General features: G+C 63.8%; 17 protein-coding genes. 3 read left to right on the forward strand and 14 right to left on the reverse strand.

Features of this window, described 5'->3' with window-relative positions; translation table 11 throughout:
- Window positions 1-240 precede the first annotated feature (240 nt).
- From tkt to GZ093_RS09630, 4 genes are all read right to left on the reverse strand, one after another.
- A complete protein-coding gene (gene tkt, locus GZ093_RS09615; RefSeq protein WP_296485321.1) occupies window positions 241-2,325 on the reverse strand; it encodes a transketolase in 2,085 nt (694 codons plus the stop codon).
- Entirely contained in the window at window positions 2,322-3,407 is a 1,086-nt protein-coding gene (gene tal, locus GZ093_RS09620; RefSeq protein ID WP_296485323.1) for a transaldolase, read from the reverse strand. The genes tkt and tal overlap by 4 nt, the downstream gene beginning before the upstream one ends.
- 38 nt (window positions 3,408-3,445) lie before the next feature.
- Window positions 3,446-4,480 (reverse strand): phosphogluconate dehydrogenase (NAD(+)-dependent, decarboxylating), encoded by a 1,035-nt coding sequence (gene gnd, locus GZ093_RS09625; protein ID WP_296485352.1) that lies wholly within the window; start codon window positions 4,478-4,480, stop codon window positions 3,446-3,448.
- A 107-nt stretch (window positions 4,481-4,587) separates the two neighbouring features.
- Window positions 4,588-5,406 carry a PRC-barrel domain-containing protein gene (locus tag GZ093_RS09630; protein WP_296485325.1) on the reverse strand — a complete coding sequence of 273 codons (819 nt, stop codon included), beginning with the start codon at window positions 5,404-5,406 and terminating at the stop codon, window positions 4,588-4,590.
- Between the two features lie 244 nt (window positions 5,407-5,650).
- Between GZ093_RS09630 and GZ093_RS09635 the strand changes: the two genes are divergently transcribed.
- From GZ093_RS09635 to GZ093_RS09645, 3 genes are all read left to right on the forward strand, one after another.
- Window positions 5,651-8,023: a phosphoketolase family protein gene (locus GZ093_RS09635; RefSeq protein ID WP_296485326.1), complete on the forward strand. Its 2,373-nt coding sequence runs from the start codon at window positions 5,651-5,653 to the stop codon at window positions 8,021-8,023.
- Window positions 8,024-8,035: 12 nt separating this feature from the next.
- On the forward strand, window positions 8,036-8,245 hold the full coding sequence (locus GZ093_RS09640; RefSeq protein WP_296485329.1) for a hypothetical protein: 210 nt from the start codon (window positions 8,036-8,038) through the stop codon (window positions 8,243-8,245).
- A 195-nt stretch (window positions 8,246-8,440) separates the two neighbouring features.
- Entirely contained in the window at window positions 8,441-8,641 is a 201-nt protein-coding gene (locus GZ093_RS09645) for a hypothetical protein (RefSeq protein WP_296485331.1), read from the forward strand.
- Window positions 8,642-8,694: 53 nt separating this feature from the next.
- On the opposite strand, the gene GZ093_RS09650 is transcribed toward GZ093_RS09645, so the two are convergent.
- From GZ093_RS09650 to GZ093_RS09695, 10 genes are all read right to left on the reverse strand, one after another.
- A complete protein-coding gene (locus GZ093_RS09650) occupies window positions 8,695-9,588 on the reverse strand; it encodes a F0F1 ATP synthase subunit gamma (protein ID WP_296485333.1) in 894 nt (297 codons plus the stop codon).
- Entirely contained in the window at window positions 9,585-11,180 is a 1,596-nt protein-coding gene (locus GZ093_RS09655) for an alternate F1F0 ATPase, F1 subunit alpha (protein ID WP_296485335.1), read from the reverse strand. Before GZ093_RS09655 ends, GZ093_RS09650 begins: the two co-directional genes overlap by 4 nt.
- Window positions 11,177-11,989, reverse strand: a complete 813-nt coding sequence (locus GZ093_RS09660; RefSeq protein ID WP_296485337.1) for a F0F1 ATP synthase subunit delta — start codon at window positions 11,987-11,989, stop codon at window positions 11,177-11,179. Before GZ093_RS09660 ends, GZ093_RS09655 begins: the two co-directional genes overlap by 4 nt.
- Before the next feature lie 3 nt (window positions 11,990-11,992).
- Window positions 11,993-12,274 (reverse strand): F0F1 ATP synthase subunit C, encoded by a 282-nt coding sequence (locus tag GZ093_RS09665; protein ID WP_296485339.1) that lies wholly within the window; start codon window positions 12,272-12,274, stop codon window positions 11,993-11,995.
- Window positions 12,275-12,300: 26 nt separating this feature from the next.
- Window positions 12,301-13,002, reverse strand: coding sequence for a F0F1 ATP synthase subunit A (locus GZ093_RS09670; protein WP_296485341.1), 702 nt, complete (start codon window positions 13,000-13,002; stop codon window positions 12,301-12,303).
- Window positions 12,992-13,306, reverse strand: a complete 315-nt coding sequence (locus GZ093_RS09675; protein WP_296485343.1) for an ATP synthase subunit I — start codon at window positions 13,304-13,306, stop codon at window positions 12,992-12,994. The genes GZ093_RS09670 and GZ093_RS09675 overlap by 11 nt, the downstream gene beginning before the upstream one ends.
- Window positions 13,299-13,634: an AtpZ/AtpI family protein gene (locus GZ093_RS09680; protein WP_296485345.1), complete on the reverse strand. Its 336-nt coding sequence runs from the start codon at window positions 13,632-13,634 to the stop codon at window positions 13,299-13,301. Before GZ093_RS09680 ends, GZ093_RS09675 begins: the two co-directional genes overlap by 8 nt.
- Complete coding sequence (locus GZ093_RS09685; RefSeq protein WP_296485347.1) at window positions 13,627-14,016, reverse strand: F0F1 ATP synthase subunit epsilon; 390 nt, start codon at window positions 14,014-14,016, stop codon at window positions 13,627-13,629. The genes GZ093_RS09680 and GZ093_RS09685 overlap by 8 nt, the downstream gene beginning before the upstream one ends.
- Window positions 14,006-15,433, reverse strand: a complete 1,428-nt coding sequence (gene atpD / locus GZ093_RS09690) for a F0F1 ATP synthase subunit beta (protein WP_296485348.1) — start codon at window positions 15,431-15,433, stop codon at window positions 14,006-14,008. The genes GZ093_RS09685 and atpD overlap by 11 nt, the downstream gene beginning before the upstream one ends.
- Before the next feature lie 132 nt (window positions 15,434-15,565).
- On the reverse strand, window positions 15,566-15,942 hold a 377-nt coding region (locus GZ093_RS09695), incomplete at its 5' end, for an SDR family oxidoreductase (protein WP_296485349.1).

Genomic DNA, 15,942 nt, shown 5'->3' on the forward strand with positions numbered 1-15,942 from the left:
CGCCAGTGCCGCCAGCCGCTTCTTCTGCTCACCAGTGGCTGGTGCCTCGATGCGGTCCTTGATGACGACCAGACTACTCATCGCGTGGATAGACGGCAGGTCCATGCGGATCTGGCCGTCCCAGCCCAGCCCAGCGGGTCGACGCCGATTAGCACGATTGCATCGCGGACCGCATGCATGTCGATCACCTGATCAAGGTCGTCGACGTAGTTGCCCAGGAAGTCGTGGTGGTGCGGGCGGTCATGCAGGGCCTTGTGCGCCATGCAGGGCCAGTTGTCGCAGGGCCGCAGCGAGCACATGGGCCACGTCAAAGCCAAAATGCTGTTGAACCACCTCGCCCGGTGCCGACAGACCGAAACTGCGCATCGCCATGACCTCGCCATGCGGGCCGACATAGCGGTCCCAACCCAGGGCGGAGGCCGCCTCGACCGACACGCGGGCCGCCACGGCCTCGGGCAGCACGTGCTCTCGATAGGCCGCGTCCTGGCGCTCGAACATATCCCACGATGGCATACTGACCACGCGCGCCTTCACCCCTTCGAGCTTGAGCTGCTCGTAGGCGGCGATGCACAGGGCCACCTCGCTGCCGCTGGACAGCAGCAGCACGTCGGGCGGGCCGTCGTCACCATCGGCCAGCACATAGGCGCCGCGGGCGACACCCTTTGCACTCGCATAGCGACTGCGGTCCAGCGTAGGCAGGGCCTGGCGCGACAGCACCAGGCTGGCGGGCTGGTCACGCAGCGCCATCACCACACGCCAGGCCTCGATCACCTCGTTCGCGTCGGCGGGCCGCAGCGTCACCATGCCGGGCATGGCGCGGAACGACGCCAGTTGTTCGATCGGCTGGTGCGTGGGGCCGTCTTCACCCATCGCAATCGAATCGTGCGTCCAGACGTAGATCACCGGCAAGCCCATCATCGCGGCCAGGCGGATGGCACCACGGGCGTAATCGGTGAAGACGAAGAAGCTGGCGGCGAAGGGGCGCAGGCCGGACAGGGCCATGCCGTTAGCCACGGCGCACATAGCATGCTCACGGATGCCGAAATGGAAGTTGTGGCCGCCGGGCGATGGCGGCTCGAAGTCGCCGGCGAAATCGTAGGCCAGCGTCGTCTTGGTCGACGGCGCCAGATCGGCCGCCCCGCCCAGCAGCCAGGGCATGCGGGCGGCAATCGCATTGAGAACCTGGCCCGAGGCGTCCCGCGTGGACCGGCCCTTGGCATCTGGCTCGAAGACCGGCAGCAAGGTATCCCAGGCGTCAGGCAACTCGCGCCGCTGCATCTGGTCGATCTGCGCCGCCAACTCGGGGTACTCCGCGCGGTAGGCAGCGAAGCGGGCGCGCCACACCTCGTGCGCGCCAGCGCCACGCAGACCGAAGTGCGCGCTGAAATGCTCGCGTACGCCGTCGGGCACGGCGAAACTCGCGTCGGGATCGAAGCCGTAGAACTGCTTGGCCGCGCGCGCCTCGTCCACGCCCAGCGGCTCGCCATGGGCCGCGGCGCTGTCCTGCTTGTGCGGCGCACCAAAGCCGATGTGGCTGTGCACGATGACCAGGGTCGGACGGTCACGGCTGGCCTCGAAGGTCTTCAAAGCGAGCGCCGCGGCCTCAATGTCGTTGGCATCAAGCACCTGCAGCACCTGCCAGCCGCAGGCGGTGAAGCGCGCGCCGACGTTCTCGGTGAAGGTCAGGTCCGTCGAGCCTTCGATGCTGATCTGGTTGCAGTCGTAGATCCAGCACAACCGGCCCAGCTTCAGGTGCCCGGCGAGCGACGCCGCTTCGGCGCTCAGGCCTTCCATCATGTCGCCATCGCCGGCCAGCGCAAACACGCGATGATCGAACAGCGTGAAGCCGGGGCGGTTGTAGGTGGCTGCCAACCAGGCTTGAGCGATGGCCATGCCCACGCTGGTGGCCACGCCCTGGCCCAGCGGCCCGGTGGTGGTCTCGACGCCGGTCGTCCAGCCATGCTCCGGATGCCCTGTGCAACGGCTACCGGCCTGGCGGAAGCGCTGCAGGTCGGCCATCGTCACCGCCAGACCTTCGCGCGTGGGGTCCAGGCTCGTCGCCGACTTTATGCCGCACAGGTGCAGCAGCCCGTACAGCAACGCCGACGCGTGGCCGACCGACAGCACGAAGCGATCACGGTCCGGCCATGCGGCGTCTTCGGGGTCGAAGCGCAGGAAATGCTGCCACAGGCAGTACGCCGTGGGCGCAGCGCCCATGGGCGTGCCGGGGTGACCGGAGTTCGCCTTCTGCACCTGGTCGATGGCCAGTGTGCGCAACGTGTTGATGCACTGTAGGTCGAGGTCCGTCTGTGTGTGCGCGGTCATGGCCGCGCTGCCGGTGCCGCACTCTTCTCGCGGATGCGCGTCAGCAAGGCATGCCAGGAGGTGGCAAAGGCAGCGACGCCCTCGCGCTGCAGCCGGGCGGCCAGGGCGTTGTCGTCGACACCCTCGCGGTGGAACTCCTCGATCACGGCTTCGGCGTAACCGCCGTCGGGCGGCAGCGCGCGTTCGACCCGGCCGTGGTCGGCGAAGGCCAGCAAGGTCTTCTCCGGTAGCGTATTGATCGTTCCGGGTGCGGTCAGCGCTTGGATGTACAGCGTGTCCGGCGCCGCCGGGTCTTTGGTGCCGGTGCTGGCCCAGAGCAGGCGCTGCGGGCGTGCACCGGCTGCTGCGAGCCGCTTCCAGCGCTCAGTCGCCAGCAGTTCGCAATGGGCCTTGTAGGTGCGCATGGCGATGGCGATACCGAGCCGGTTGTGGAAGGGTGGCGAGACCTCCTGTTTCACCGCGACGTCCCAGCGGCTGACGAAGAGCGACAACACCGACGCCACCTTCAGGTCAAGACCGGCCGCCTGTCGGCGTTCGAGCCCGCGCATATAGGCCTCGGCGGCCGCCAGCACCTGCTCGCGCGAGAACAGCAGCGTGACGTTGACCGGCACGCCGTCGAAGATCACTTCCTCGATGGCCTCAAGGCCCTCGGACGTGCCCGGAATCTTGATGAATAGGTTCGCTTTGTCGGCTTTGCGGTGCAGCCTGTTCGCAGCCTGGATGGTGTGTGCGGCGTTGCCAGCCAGCAGCGGCGAGACCTCGAGCGACACCCAGCCGTCCACGCCATCGCTGGCGTCGAAGGCGGTGCGAAAGAGGTCCGCCGCCTGCGTCAGGTCTTCCAGGGCCAGCTCGAAGAACAGTTCTTCTTCCGCCAGACCCGCGTCGTGCAGCACGTGGATGCTGGCGTCGTAGCTGTCGCCCGCGCCGATGGCGTGTTCGAAGATCGTCGGGTTCGAGGTCAGGCCGGTCACCGACAGGTCCTGGATGTAGCGTGCCAGGGTGCCGCTTTGCAGCAGCGTGCGCGTGATGTTGTCCAGCCAGAGGCTCTGGCCGAGCTGATGCAGTGCTTGCGTGGCATTCATGCGTGCAGTCCTTGGTTCAGGTGGGGTCGGGGTTCATGTCATGTGCCTGATCCTGGGGTCGGGGCTGGTTCCTCGACGTGACCGCCAAATTCATGGCGCATGGCCGACTGCACGCGGTTGGCGAAGTCGGCTTCGCCGCGCGAGCTGAAGCGGGCGTACAGCGCAGCGCTCAACACAGGCGCGGGCACGGCTTCGTCGATGGCGGCCTGCACCGTCCAGCGGCCTTCACCGGAATCGGAGATGCGGCCTTCGTAGCCGTCCAGCGCCGGGTCGGCCGCCAGTGCCGCGGCGGTCAGATCAAGCAGCCACGAGCCGATCACGCTGCCGCGGCGCCAGACCTCGGCGATTTCGGGCAGGTCCAGCTCGTACTGGTAGTGCGCGGGTTCGCGCAACGGCGTCGTTTCGGCGTCGATGGCGTGGTCGCGCAGGCCGACATTCGCGTGATGCAGGATGTTCATGCCCTCGGCATAGGCGGCCATCACGCCGTACTCGATGCCGTTGTGGACCATCTTGACGAAGTGCCCCGCGCCATGCGGCCCGCAGTGCAGCCAGCCCTGATCGGCAGAGCTGCCGCCCGCGTGGCGCCCGGGTGTCGTCGCCGCGGTGCCAGCGCCAGGTGCGAGCGTGGCGAACACGGGCGCGAGATGCTGCACGATGTCCTTGCCGCCGCCGATCATCAAGCAGTAACCGCAGTCTAGGCCAGCGACGCCACCGCTGGTGCCGACGTCCACGTGGGCGATGTTTGATTTCGCCAAGGCCGCAGCGCGCCGCAGGTCGTCGTGGTAATGCGAGTTGCCGCCATCGATGACGATGTCGCCCGGTTGCAGCAGGGGCGTCAGCTGTTCAAGCACGGCGTCGCCGGCCGCGGCCGGCACCATCAGCCAGACCGCGCGAGGTGTCTGCAGCCGGCCAACGAACTGCTGCAATGACGCAGCGCTCATGGCGCCAAGCGCAGCGAGGCGCGCCATGCCCTCGGGCTCCTGGTCGTGGACCACGCAGTCGTGGCCACCACGCAACAGACGGGTCACCATACTGGCGCCCATGCGGCCAAGTCCAATCATGCCAATCTGCATCTTCATGCTCCTCTTCGGTGGGACCGCACGATCATCACGTTTTCGCGCCGGTTCGACAGCAACTGCAGGGTCAGTGGGGTCATGGCGCGGCCCTGACGGTTCTGGCGTCAGATGTCGTGCTCGCGCTTCGAGTCGGCCGTCCAGTACGGGGGGCGACCGTAGTGCGTGTACAGGCTCGTTTCGCGTTGCCGGTCCAGATCAGTCGGCGGATCGTAGGTGGGCGCAGCCTTCACCGCGTCGCGGCTCAGATCGACCGTCACGGACTCATCCGACCATTGGATGCCGCCAATCCACTGCGGGGCGATCAGCACCTTGTGCCCGATCCACCAGTTGCTGGTATTGACGACGATGTAGCGAATGGCCCATGTCTCATCGTCAACCAAGAACCCCTCCACATGCCCCACCTCGCCATCGGTGGCGTGGATGTGGTAGCCGACAACGGCCTCGCAACTGCGCAGGTGGGGGTCGTCGTCGCGGTGACGCTCGCGCTCGGCGTCGGCACCAGCTATCGCTCGTTGCCGCGCAGCCACGCCAAGCGGGAGCTCGGCCTGGCCGGGAACGGTCGCGAATGGATACATGCCTGCGCCCCACAGCCCGGCGCCGCCCCAGTAAGTGGGGTAGCCGTAGTAGCCGAGGTACTGCACCTCGTGCTGTCGGGACACCGGTTTGTCGGTGTCGATGTCAGGGCTGTTCTTGACCTGGTCCCGGGTAGTCATAGCCGCCAGCCTGTGCGCCGGCCAATCGGGCTTTTCAATGGCAATCGGCGAGATCAGCACTTTGCGGCCCGACAACCACGATCCGGTGTCGACGATAAGGTAGCGGACCACCCAGGCACGGTCATCGAAGTAGAGATCCTTCACCTGACCGATGTCGCCGTCGGTTGCACCGATGGTGCATTTTTCGAGTTCCTTGAGGCTTCGCAACATGCTGTTCTTCCTTTGAGGGCCGGCCGTCGTCGTCGACCCCAGTTTGTTTTCGTGGCGTTGGGCGCGCAACGTCAACCGGAATCGGCCATTGATCCGGGATCAGGCATTCTGTGGCCGCGCAGCCGGGATGTCTGTGCGTTGCCGCACCCAGGCGGTGGTCGCGGTCCACTTTGCACGGGGAGGCAGCCCTGGCGACACTTCGTGCGGTAGCGAACAGACGCAGGCGTCCCTCCAGGCCTAACGTATGCCTATGAGACACTCTCCTGCCGAGACCGCACTCCAGAACTTGGACGCCTACTGGCGCGCCGCCAACTACCTCTCAGTCGGCCAGATCTTCCTGTGGGATAACCCGCTGCTGAAGCGCCCACTGAGCCTGGCCGATGTCAAACCCATGCTGCTCGGGCACTGGGGCACGACACCGGGCCAGAACTTCATCTACGCGCACCTCAACCGTGTCATCAAAGCCCACGACCTGGACATGATCTATGTCTCGGGCCCCGGCCACGGCGGCCCCGCAGTGGTGGGCAACACCTACCTGGAGGGCAGCTACAGCGAGGTCTACCCTGAGATCAGCCGCGACGAGGCCGGGTTGAAAAAGCTGTTCAGGCAATTCTCGTTTCCCGGCGGCATCCCGAGCCACGCTTCGCCCGAATGCCCGGGGTCGATCCACGAGGGCGGCGAACTGGGCTACTCGCTGAGCCATGCCTTCGGCGCCGTCTTCGACAACCCTGAACTGATCGTCGCCTGCGTGGTCGGCGACGGCGAGGCCGAAACCGGGCCGCTGGCCACCGCCTGGCACTCCAACAAGTTTCTCGACCCGGCCACCGACGGCGCGGTGCTGCCGATCCTGCACCTCAACGGCTACAAAATTGCCAACCCGACGGTGCTGGCACGCATCACGCACGAGGAACTGGATCAGTACCTGAGGGGCTGTGGCTGGACACCGATCTTCGTGGAAGGGCACGAACCGGAGGCGATGCACGCATTGATGGCGGCGGCGCTCGATCAGGCGGTGCAGGAGATCCAGGACATTCAGCGCCAGGCACGCCAGCAGGGGCAAATCGAGCGTCCACGCTGGCCGATGGTCGTGCTGAATTCGCCCAAGGGCTGGACCGGGCCGAAGCAGGTCGACGGGCAGCCCATCGAGGGCAATTTTCGCTCACACCAGGTGCCGCTGCACCCGGCTGAGCATCCGGGTCACCTGAAGCTGCTGGAAGACTGGCTGCGCAGTTATCGTCCAGAAGAACTCTTTGACGCGCAAGGACGCCTGCAACCTGAGCTTGCTGCGCTGGCGCCAAGCGGGCAGCGGCGCATGGGGGCCAATCCCCACGCCAATGGCGGCCTGCTGCTGAAAGACCTGCACTTGCCTGACTTTCGCGAATACGCAGCGGACGTGCCCACACCCGGTGTACTGGGCATCGGCGACACGCGCGTGCTCGGGCCGTTCCTGCGCGACGTGGCTCGGCTCAACGACACCGAGCGCAACTTCCGCGTCTTCGGACCCGACGAGACTGTTTCCAACGGCCTGGTGGCCGTGTTCGAAGCGACGAACCGCCAGTGGGACGCCGCCACCGCCCCGGGCGACCAATGGCTGGCGCCCGCAGGCCGAGTCGTGGAGATGCTCAGCGAACACCAGTGCCAAGGCTGGCTGGAGGGCTACCTGCTGACCGGCCGGCACGGACTGTTTAATTGCTACGAGGCCTTCATCCACATCGTCGACTCGATGTTCAACCAGCACGCCAAGTGGCTGAAAGTCAGCGCGCAACTGCCCTGGCGGCGCAAAATAGCCTCGTTGAACTACCTGCTGGCCTCGCATGTCTGGCGCCAGGATCACAACGGCTTCACGCACCAGGACCCGGGCTTCATCGACCACGTGGTGAACAAGAAAGCCGAAGTCGTTCGCGTCTATCTACCGCCCGATGCCAACTGCCTGCTTTCGGTGATGGATCACTGCCTGCGCAGTCGCCATTACGTCAACGTGGTGGTCGCGGGCAAACACTCGGCACCGCAATGGCTGACGATGGACGAGGCGGTCGCGCATTGCGCCGCCGGCATCGGCAGCTGGGACTGGGCCGGGCATGAACCGGACGATGCCGATCCCGAAGTCGTCATGGCCTGCTGCGGCGACGTGCCGACGCTGGAGACGCTGGCCGCCGTTCAGATCCTGCGCGAAGAACTGCCTGACCTTCACATCCGGGTTGTCAATGTCGTCAACCTGATGAAGCTGCAGCCGCCGAGCGAGCACCCGCACGGCCTGGCGGACGCGGCCTTTGACGCACTGTTCACGCGTGACAAACCGGTCATTTTCGCGTTCCACGCTTACCCCTGGCTGATCCACCGGCTGACCTACCGGCGCACCAACCACAACAACATCCATGTGCGCGGCTACAAGGAGGAGGGCACGATTACCACGCCCTTCGACATGACGGTGCTGAACGACCTGGACCGCTTCCACTTGGTGATGGACACCATTGATCGGCTGCCGCAGACCGGCGCCGCAGGTGCCGCGTTGAAGGTCAAACTGGCCGAAAAACTCGTTGAACACAAGCGGTACATCAGGGCGCACGGGCAGGACATGCCCGAGGTTCGCAATTGGCGCTGGAACGCCGCGAAATGAAAGAAAGCAAGCATGCCAAAAATTGAACAGCTGGAACTGGAGGCGCACCGCGCCCAACTGGAAGAAGATGTCAATGACCTGGTCGAAAAGTACCGGGCCATCTTTGGGTGGGACGTGCCCGGAGTTGATGAAGCGCTGTCGGAACGGCTCATCCTCGCAGCCATCCGGCAGGCACTGGACGGCCGCGAGAAAAAATTGCCCGGCACCCGGTCGCCATCATGAGCACGCAAGGCCGTTCCCGGCTCTCGTTTCGGCAGGTACTGTGTTTGAGGGTCAGGCTGCCTCGCACGGATTCGATGGTCCTGGGTGCGCCATCGCACAGACGAAGCTGCGCAGGATACCGACGATTGCCTGAGTTCGAAAGACTCGAAAGACGATCTGCATTTTGAATTCACAACCAACCAGAAGGAGAAATTCATGTTCAGAACCATCACGGCAACCTATGCCAACAAAGCCGCCGTCACCAACGTTGTCGACGAACTGATCAATGGCGGCCTTCCGAGCGAAAAAATAACGAGCGACGATGCCACGATGCTGGTCATGGTCAAGGTTCCGACAACGGAAGTTCCAGGAATCATGGAAATCCTGAATCGTCACGAGCCGACCAAGATTTCCTGAGGCACGCGGCCAGGGGCTGCGATGACGCTTTGTGAGCCGACGGTGCCGACACGCTATGAGCGTGGAGCGGCGCTGGTCAGCGCTTCAAACCCGGAAATCACATCGAACAATTCTTCGTCAATGCCACTTTGGCGCAGGCGGTGAAACGAGCGGTTCAGGTCTTCCAGCAGTTCATCGATATTTTTTTCAGCACGCTGCATGGCGGCCAGCCGACTGGCGTTTTCGCTGGCCAGGGATTCGGCGCAGGCCCTGAAAAGCGAGACGAACAGGTATTCCCGCACGAAAGCCAGCAAGGTTGCCGCCGCGTCACCCACGACCTCCGGCAAAATTTGGGTCGGCCAGGCCATCACCGTCAACTTGCGCCGCCAGGCTTCGTCGGGTGGCAGCAAGCGCTGGCAGACGGGGCTGTAAATCGCCCCGGCGTGGGGGCTGTTATGAAAAACGATGACCCGCGTGGTCTCAGCTTTTTCACGAAGCGCTTCAATCTGGATCAGAATCTGCCCGACCAGGGGCGTGATCGCGCCAATGGAGCCCGGCAGGATAAAGCTTTGGCTTAAGCCCAAGTCCGTCTCCGTCAGCCTTGAGCGGATGCGCTCGCCGACCGTCCAGACGGTTTTTACACCCGGTAAATCTCCCAGCGTTTTGACGACAAAATCGGCCATCATGTCGTTGAACTGGCCGACCAGGCCTTGGTCGGAGCCAAACACCACGGCGGCGATGGGCCCGGTTTCCCTGCGCGGCGCTGGCGCTGGCGTTGGCCGTTCGATCTCGCGCAAGCACGCGCCCAGCCCCAGTTGCACGGTGCGGTAGTAATCATCCAGCGCGCGCACGGCGCTCTCGTATTGACCGATGCTGCTGGCCGCCACCGCCTTCATCGTGCGCACAACGGATTGCAGGTCACCGGCCGTGCCAATCTTGCGGCTCAGGCTGGCGGTGGTGTCGCTCATGCCGAGTCCTTGTCGGCCGGCCCGGTTTGGGCGCTGCTGTCCGTTTCAGCTTGGGGTGCCGCCTCGGGCTGAAAGCTGGCAAGCGCTGTGCGGGCGATCTGGACAATCACCCCCCGGTCTGCGTCACTCATTTTGTCGGCGGTATCGAAGCGCGCCTGCACCTCGTCGGGCAGCTTGGCGGCGGCCTCGCGTACGGCCTGCTCGGCATCCATCATCCGGTCAAGCGGCACGCTGTCAAAAAGCTTTTCGCTCAACGCCATCAGCACCGCAATTTGGGCGGCCACTGCCACCGGCGCAGATTCCGGCTGCTTGAGGCAGGCCCGAATGCGCTTCCCGTGTTCGATGATTTTGGTGGTGTCCTCGTCCAGCCTGGCCCCAAAGCGGGCAAAGGTTTCCAGTTCCTCGAACTGCGCGTAGGCGAGCTTGAGGTCGCCGGCCACCGCGCGGTAAGAGGCGCGCTGCGCCTTGCCGCCCACGCGCGAGACCGATTTGGCTACATCCACAGCAGGCAGAACGCCAAGCTCAAACAGCGCGGGCGAGAGGTAAATTTGACCGTCGGTAATGGAGATCAGGTTGGTCGGAATGTAGGCAGAAATGTTCTGCGCTTCTGTCTCGATGATCGGCAGGGCTGTGAGCGAACCACCGCCGCGCTCCTCGCGCAGATGGGTCGCGCGCTCCAGCAGACGCGAGTGGATGTAGAAAATGTCACCCGGAAAGGCCTCGCGCCCCGGCGGGCGGCGCAGCAGCAGCGAGAGCTCGCGGTAAGCGCGGGCATGCTGCGTGAGGTCGTCGTACACGATCAGCACGTCGCGGCCCGCTTCCATGAAATGCTCGGCGATGCTGGTGGCGGCATAAGGCGCAATGTAGGCCAGGCCCGGCGGGTCATTGCCCTCGGTGACCACCACCACGGTGTAGGCCAGCGCGCCCTTGGCCTTCAGCACGGCGACCGCCTTCGCCACAGCCGACGCACGTTGGCCAATCGCACAATAAACACACACCACATCCTGGCCGCGCTGGTTGAGGATGGTGTCAATCGCAATCGCCGTCTTGCCGGTCTGCCGGTCGCCCAGAATCAGCTCGCGCTGGCCGCGCCCGATCGGTATCAAGGCATCAACCACCTTCAGGCCGGTCTGCAGCGGCACCGTCACCGGCGCACGGTCCATGATGGGCGCGGCGGGGCGTTCAATGGGCAATCGTGCGCTGGTGGCCACCGGCCCCAGGCCGTCAAGCGGGCGGCCCAGCGGGTCAATCACCCGGCCCAGCAAGCCGTCGCCCACGCTGACGTCCATCACCCGGTCAGTGCGCTCGACTTTATCGCCCGCCTGCAGACGCGAATAGTCGCCCAGCAGCACGACGCCAATTTCGGTCTCATCCACATTGAAGGCGATGCCGAACACCTGGCCGGGAAACTTCAGCAGCTCGTCATACCCCACACCCGGCAGGCCGGACACCATGGCGATGCCGGTGGAAACGCTGGTGATCGTGCCCACCTCCTGCGGGCTCAAGTGCACTTGGTACGTTTCGCGCCCGTGACTTAAGGCTGAAAAGCTGCGCTCAATGACACCTTGCAGGCTGTCGGAGGGTGCGCTCATGAGGCTTTCTCTGGCGCGTATGTTGATGCGACCGCATGGACTTGGCCGTCGGACGGTTCCTTGGTGAAGTCGCCAATGCGCTGCTCCAGTGACGCAAGAAAATCTGCGATGTTCCAGGCGACCTTCCAGCCGTTCGCTGTCAGTTCGATGCCGCTGATCAGCTCCGGCGTGGTGTCAAACTGAATCTTGATGTCAGACGAGAGCGACTCATTGAGCGCCTGTTGCATGTCGTCTCGTTGGGTTGAGGACAGCTCGAAGGCGCTGCGCACGCGCACCGTGTTGATGGATGTCTTGAGTGCCTCGGCGAGCCCCGTTTTTGCCGCATCGTCGAGCGCTCGCAAGCGCTGTGTGAACACATCACCCATGCGCTCTTCCAGGCTCAACCCTGCCAGATCGGTCAGCACCTTTTGGGCAATGGCAAACACTTCCTCGCGCGAACGGCGGGCGATGTCCTGATGCTGGGTTTGCAACTCGCGGGTCAAGGCGTCTTGTTTCTTGGTGCGCAAGGTCTCGGCCACTTGTCGCGCCTCGTCCAGCAGGCGTTGGCGCTCGGCCCTGGCTTCGTCTTTGGCCCGTCCCAGCAATTCACTGCGCTGCCGGTCAAAATCCTCATTCTTCTTTTGAAACGCGTCGCGCTCCTTTTGCGCTGCCACTTGTTTCAAGGCAGCGTCGGCCAGGGCCAAGGCGATTCGCTTCTCGCGCGCGTCGATGGCGTTAAGGATGGGCTTGTAAAGAAAGCGCTTCATCAGCCACACCAGCACGAGAAAGTTCAGCGTCTGTGCACCAAAGGTGAACCAGTCAAAAAGCATGGCTTACTTTCCGGCAACCAGGGCGATGGCGTGGTTCCAGAACGGGTTGGCAAAAATCAGAATCATCGAGACCACGAAGCAATAAATCGCGGTGGATTCGATCATCGCCAGACCGACAAACAGGGTGCGGGTGATGGTGGCAGAGGCGTCGGGCTGCTGCGCCAAGGCGGTGAGCGCCATCGCGACCGCCCGCCCTTCTGCAAAAGCCGGCGCCATGGTGCCGAAACCGGTGGTGATACCGGCGATGACGATGGAGGCCACCGCGATAATTGTCAAACTGTCCATAGTGAATCCTTTGCTGAAGTTGAGGTTTAAATGTCGGATACCGGCTCAGGCTTGGGCCTGGGCTTGCGCACATGCGTGGCAGCGGCGATGTAAACCGCCGCCAGGATGCTGAAAATATAGGCCTGCACCATGCCCGTGAGCAGCCCCAGCACCGTCATCACGATGGGAAAGATGAAGGGCGTGATGCTCAGCAGAATGCCGATGATCATGGCTCCGCTCATCATGTTGCCAAACAGGCGCACCGCCAGCGCCAGCGTGCGCGAGATTTCGCTGATGATGTTGAACGGCAGCATGATGGCGGTCGGCTTCAGGTAGGACTTGAGGTAGCCGCCCAAGCCCTGGTCCTCGATGCCGAACAACGGCACGGCCACCATCACGCACAGCGCCAGCGCGGCCGTGGTGGACAGCGAACCGGTCGGCGGCTCGTAGCCGGGAATGACGGTGCACAGGCTGGCCATGGCGACAAACAGAAACAGCGTGCCCAGAAAGCCGATGTATTGGCGTGGATGGCGCAGGCCGACATCTGCAATTTGCTGCTCGATGCCGGTTACCACAATCTCCAGCAGGTTCTGCCAGCGCGAGCGCGTGAGATCGGTGGAGAGTTTTCGCGTGATGAGTTTGGCGCCGACCGTCAGCAAAAGCATCAGTGCCCAGGTGTAAGCAATGGTGGCATTGAGCTTGAAAAACCCGTATTGCCAGAAGACGATTTCATCGGGACTAAGGTGCATGGCGGGCCTCCTGTGGCTGGCGCGGCTGGTTTTCTTCAGGAAAACGGGTCAGCCGCGTCACCAGTTGGCGCACTATCACAAACCCGACCAAGCAACTGAGCAAGCGCCGCCAGTCGCCGCCCGAGACAAAATAAAAACCGGTCATCGTCACACCCATCCTCAGCAGCAGACTGCCAAACACCCAAAGCCCGGGCTTGGCAGAGGCCAGACTCTTGCGAACGGTCCACCACAAGCCACCGAAAAAAAACGCGCCGAGCATCGCACCCGCGAGCCCTGCCAGCACCAGGGTCAGTGTGTCATTCATCATCATTTTCCTGTTCCTCCCGCATGGCCTGGTCTTCCTTGCTCACCCAGTGCCAAGCATTCAAGCAGCCCAGTGTCAGGCCGGCCATCAGCAGGGCCAGCGTCCAGGTGCGCCCGCCTGGATAGCGGCGGTCCAGCCAGAGGCCCAGCGCTGCGCCCAGCAGGGTTGGCACCACCACCGACCAGCCGACCAGTCCCATCACCCCCAGGCCAGACCACACGCCCGGCGTGGCGTTGCGCTGTGCCTTGAGCTTGCGCGCAGCTTTGGCGCCGACCTGCTCGGCCAGGCCCGCATTCTTTTTCACAGTTTTCCGGGACTTGTCAGTCATGTTGAAACGTCGCAAAGCGACGCAAAAAACCAGTTTCCAGTTTCGCCAGCACCGAGCGCACGTTTTGCTCATGCTCGTCCAGCGCCAAAAACTCTTGCTCCACCGCCTGGCGCAACTGGCCGAGGTCCGCGCCGCCCATGGCCCGCCGCACTGAAACCAGCACGTCCGCCCCTGTCTTGACCAGCACGCCGCCGTCGACGGCCACAAAAACTTCGCCCTCAGCCGCTGTCTCGTAGACCAGGATGCCAGGCTCAAGCGCCGCCACGCCATCGCGCCGGTGGGGCAGCAAACCAAAAGAGCCAGCGCTGGTTTCCGAGACGATGCGCGACACGCCTGATTTTTCGGCAAACACCTTGAAAGGCAGAAGAATCTTAAGGTTCATGGGTGTCGGCCGTCTCGGTTTGCTTGGCCCGGGCTTCGTCAATCTTCCCGATCATGTAGAGCGCACTCTCAGGCAAATCTTTGAACTCATCGCGCAGGATGCGTTCGCAACCGTCCAGCGCGTCTTCCAGGCTGACCAGCTTGCCCACCATGCCAGTGAACTGCTCGGTCGTGAAAAACGGCTGGGTCAAAAACCGCTCCAGCCGGCGCGCGCGCCCCACCACGTTGCGGTCTTGCGGCGACAGCTGCTCCAGCCCAAGCATGGCAATGATGTCTTTCAGCTGGGCATATTGGGCCAGCGTGCGCCGGATTTCCTGCGCCAGCGCGTAATGGCGCTCGCCCACAACGCCCGGCGTGGCCATTTTGGAACTCGATTGCAGCGGGTCAATCGCCGGATAAAGTCCTTCACTGGCGCGCTTGCGCGAGAGCACGATGGACGCCGACAGGTGCGAAAACGTGTGCACAGCCGCCGGGTCGGTGAAATCGTCGGCCGGTACATACACCGCCTGAATCGAGGTGATGGCGCCGCTGTCGGTGTTGGCAATGCGCTCCTCCAAGCCTGAGAGCTCCGTGCCCATGGTGGGCTGGTAGCCCAGACGCGACGGCATTTGCCCCATCAGGCCAGACACTTCCGAGCCGGCCTGGATAAAGCGGAAGATGTTGTCGATCAGCAGCAGCACATCGCGGTGTTCGTCGTCCCGAAAATACTCGGCCATGGTCAAGGCCACGTGGCCGACCCGAAAACGGCTACCCGGCGGCTCGTTCATCTGGCCAAAGACCATCACCATGTTGGGCAGCACCCCGGCGGCCTTCATTTCGCGGTGAAGCTCTTCGCCTTCGCGGCAACGCTCACCAATGCCGCAAAAAATGCTGACGCCCTCCTGATGCCCGACCATGTTGTGGATCATTTCAGTCAGCAACACGGTCTTGCCGACCCCTGCGCCGCCAAAGAGCCCGGCCTTGCCGCCGCGCTCCAGCGGCAGCAGCACGTCAATGACCTTGATGCCGGTCTCGAAAATTTCGGATTGGGTCGAACGCGCTGCCAGCGGCGGCGGTGCACGGTGCACGGAACGCCACTGCACATCGGGGGGCTCTGGCTGGCGGTCGATGGCATGGCCAAACACGTCAAACATGCGCGACAAAATTTGTTTCCCCACCGGCGCCTTGAGCGGCCCGCCGGTGTCTTGCACCGGCATGCCGCGCGCCAGACCTTGCGTGGGCGTCAAGGCAATCGCGCGCACATGCTGCGCATCGCGCTGGGCCAGCACTTCAAGGATGATGCGTCCGTCATCCGCGCGCAGTACGGTGTGGATTGACGGCAGTTGGTCATCAAACCGGATATCCACGACACTGCCGCGCACCGCGACGACCGTACCGAGGTTCGCAGGACCATGGGTGTTAGCTACTGTATCAGCCATGTTTTTCATCATACCCGCGAGGCAGTTCGCGGTCGAGTCCTCTCGTGGCCCGCCATCTCCCGCACGCGAAGGGGTCTGCCCAGCGCTAGGCCATGCGATGGCGGACCTGCGCTGGTGTTTACGTCTGGCGCCTCAGAGCGACATGCCGCCCGACACCTCAATCACCGCGCCGTTGATATAACTGGCCTCGTCGCTGGCCAAAAAGGCGTAGACGTTGGCAACTTCTTCGGGCTGGCCCAGGCGCCGGAGCGGCACTTTGGCCTGCAAGTCCTGCAAGATCTTCTCGGGCATCGCCGCCACCATCGGCGTCGTGATGAAGCCCGGTGCCACGGCGTTGACGCGCACGCCCTTGGGGCCGAGCTCGCGGCTCCAGGTCTTGGTGAAACCGATCACGCCAAACTTGGTGGCCGCGTAATTGGTCTGGCCAAAATTGCCATAAATGCCGACCACCGAGCTGGCGTTCAGAATCACGCCGCTGCCCTGCGCCACCATGAGGTCGGCCACCGCCT

The organism is Rhodoferax sp. (assembly GCF_010365055.1).
Classification (GTDB): domain Bacteria; phylum Pseudomonadota; class Gammaproteobacteria; order Burkholderiales; family Burkholderiaceae_C; genus Rhodoferax.

Excerpts from the sequence above, each read along its gene's own strand:
- tkt (WP_296485321.1), bottom strand. The coding sequence starts at position 2,325 with ATGACCGCGCACACACAGACGGACCTCGACCTACAGTGCATCAACACG.
- tal (WP_296485323.1), bottom strand. The coding sequence starts at position 3,407 with ATGAATGCCACGCAAGCACTGCATCAGCTCGGCCAGAGCCTCTGGCTG.
- gnd (WP_296485352.1), bottom strand. The coding sequence starts at position 4,480 with ATGCAGATTGGCATGATTGGACTTGGCCGCATGGGCGCCAGTATGGTG.
- GZ093_RS09630 (WP_296485325.1), bottom strand. The coding sequence starts at position 5,406 with ATGTTGCGAAGCCTCAAGGAACTCGAAAAATGCACCATCGGTGCAACC.
- GZ093_RS09635 (WP_296485326.1), top strand. The coding sequence starts at position 5,651 with ATGCCTATGAGACACTCTCCTGCCGAGACCGCACTCCAGAACTTGGAC.
- GZ093_RS09640 (WP_296485329.1), top strand. The coding sequence starts at position 8,036 with ATGCCAAAAATTGAACAGCTGGAACTGGAGGCGCACCGCGCCCAACTG.
- GZ093_RS09645 (WP_296485331.1), top strand. The coding sequence starts at position 8,441 with ATGTTCAGAACCATCACGGCAACCTATGCCAACAAAGCCGCCGTCACC.
- GZ093_RS09650 (WP_296485333.1), bottom strand. The coding sequence starts at position 9,588 with ATGAGCGACACCACCGCCAGCCTGAGCCGCAAGATTGGCACGGCCGGT.
- GZ093_RS09655 (WP_296485335.1), bottom strand. The coding sequence starts at position 11,180 with ATGAGCGCACCCTCCGACAGCCTGCAAGGTGTCATTGAGCGCAGCTTT.
- GZ093_RS09660 (WP_296485337.1), bottom strand. The coding sequence starts at position 11,989 with ATGCTTTTTGACTGGTTCACCTTTGGTGCACAGACGCTGAACTTTCTC.
- GZ093_RS09665 (WP_296485339.1), bottom strand. The coding sequence starts at position 12,274 with ATGGACAGTTTGACAATTATCGCGGTGGCCTCCATCGTCATCGCCGGT.
- GZ093_RS09670 (WP_296485341.1), bottom strand. The coding sequence starts at position 13,002 with ATGCACCTTAGTCCCGATGAAATCGTCTTCTGGCAATACGGGTTTTTC.
- GZ093_RS09675 (WP_296485343.1), bottom strand. The coding sequence starts at position 13,306 with ATGAATGACACACTGACCCTGGTGCTGGCAGGGCTCGCGGGTGCGATG.
- GZ093_RS09680 (WP_296485345.1), bottom strand. The coding sequence starts at position 13,634 with ATGACTGACAAGTCCCGGAAAACTGTGAAAAAGAATGCGGGCCTGGCC.
- GZ093_RS09685 (WP_296485347.1), bottom strand. The coding sequence starts at position 14,016 with ATGAACCTTAAGATTCTTCTGCCTTTCAAGGTGTTTGCCGAAAAATCA.
- atpD (WP_296485348.1), bottom strand. The coding sequence starts at position 15,433 with ATGGCTGATACAGTAGCTAACACCCATGGTCCTGCGAACCTCGGTACG.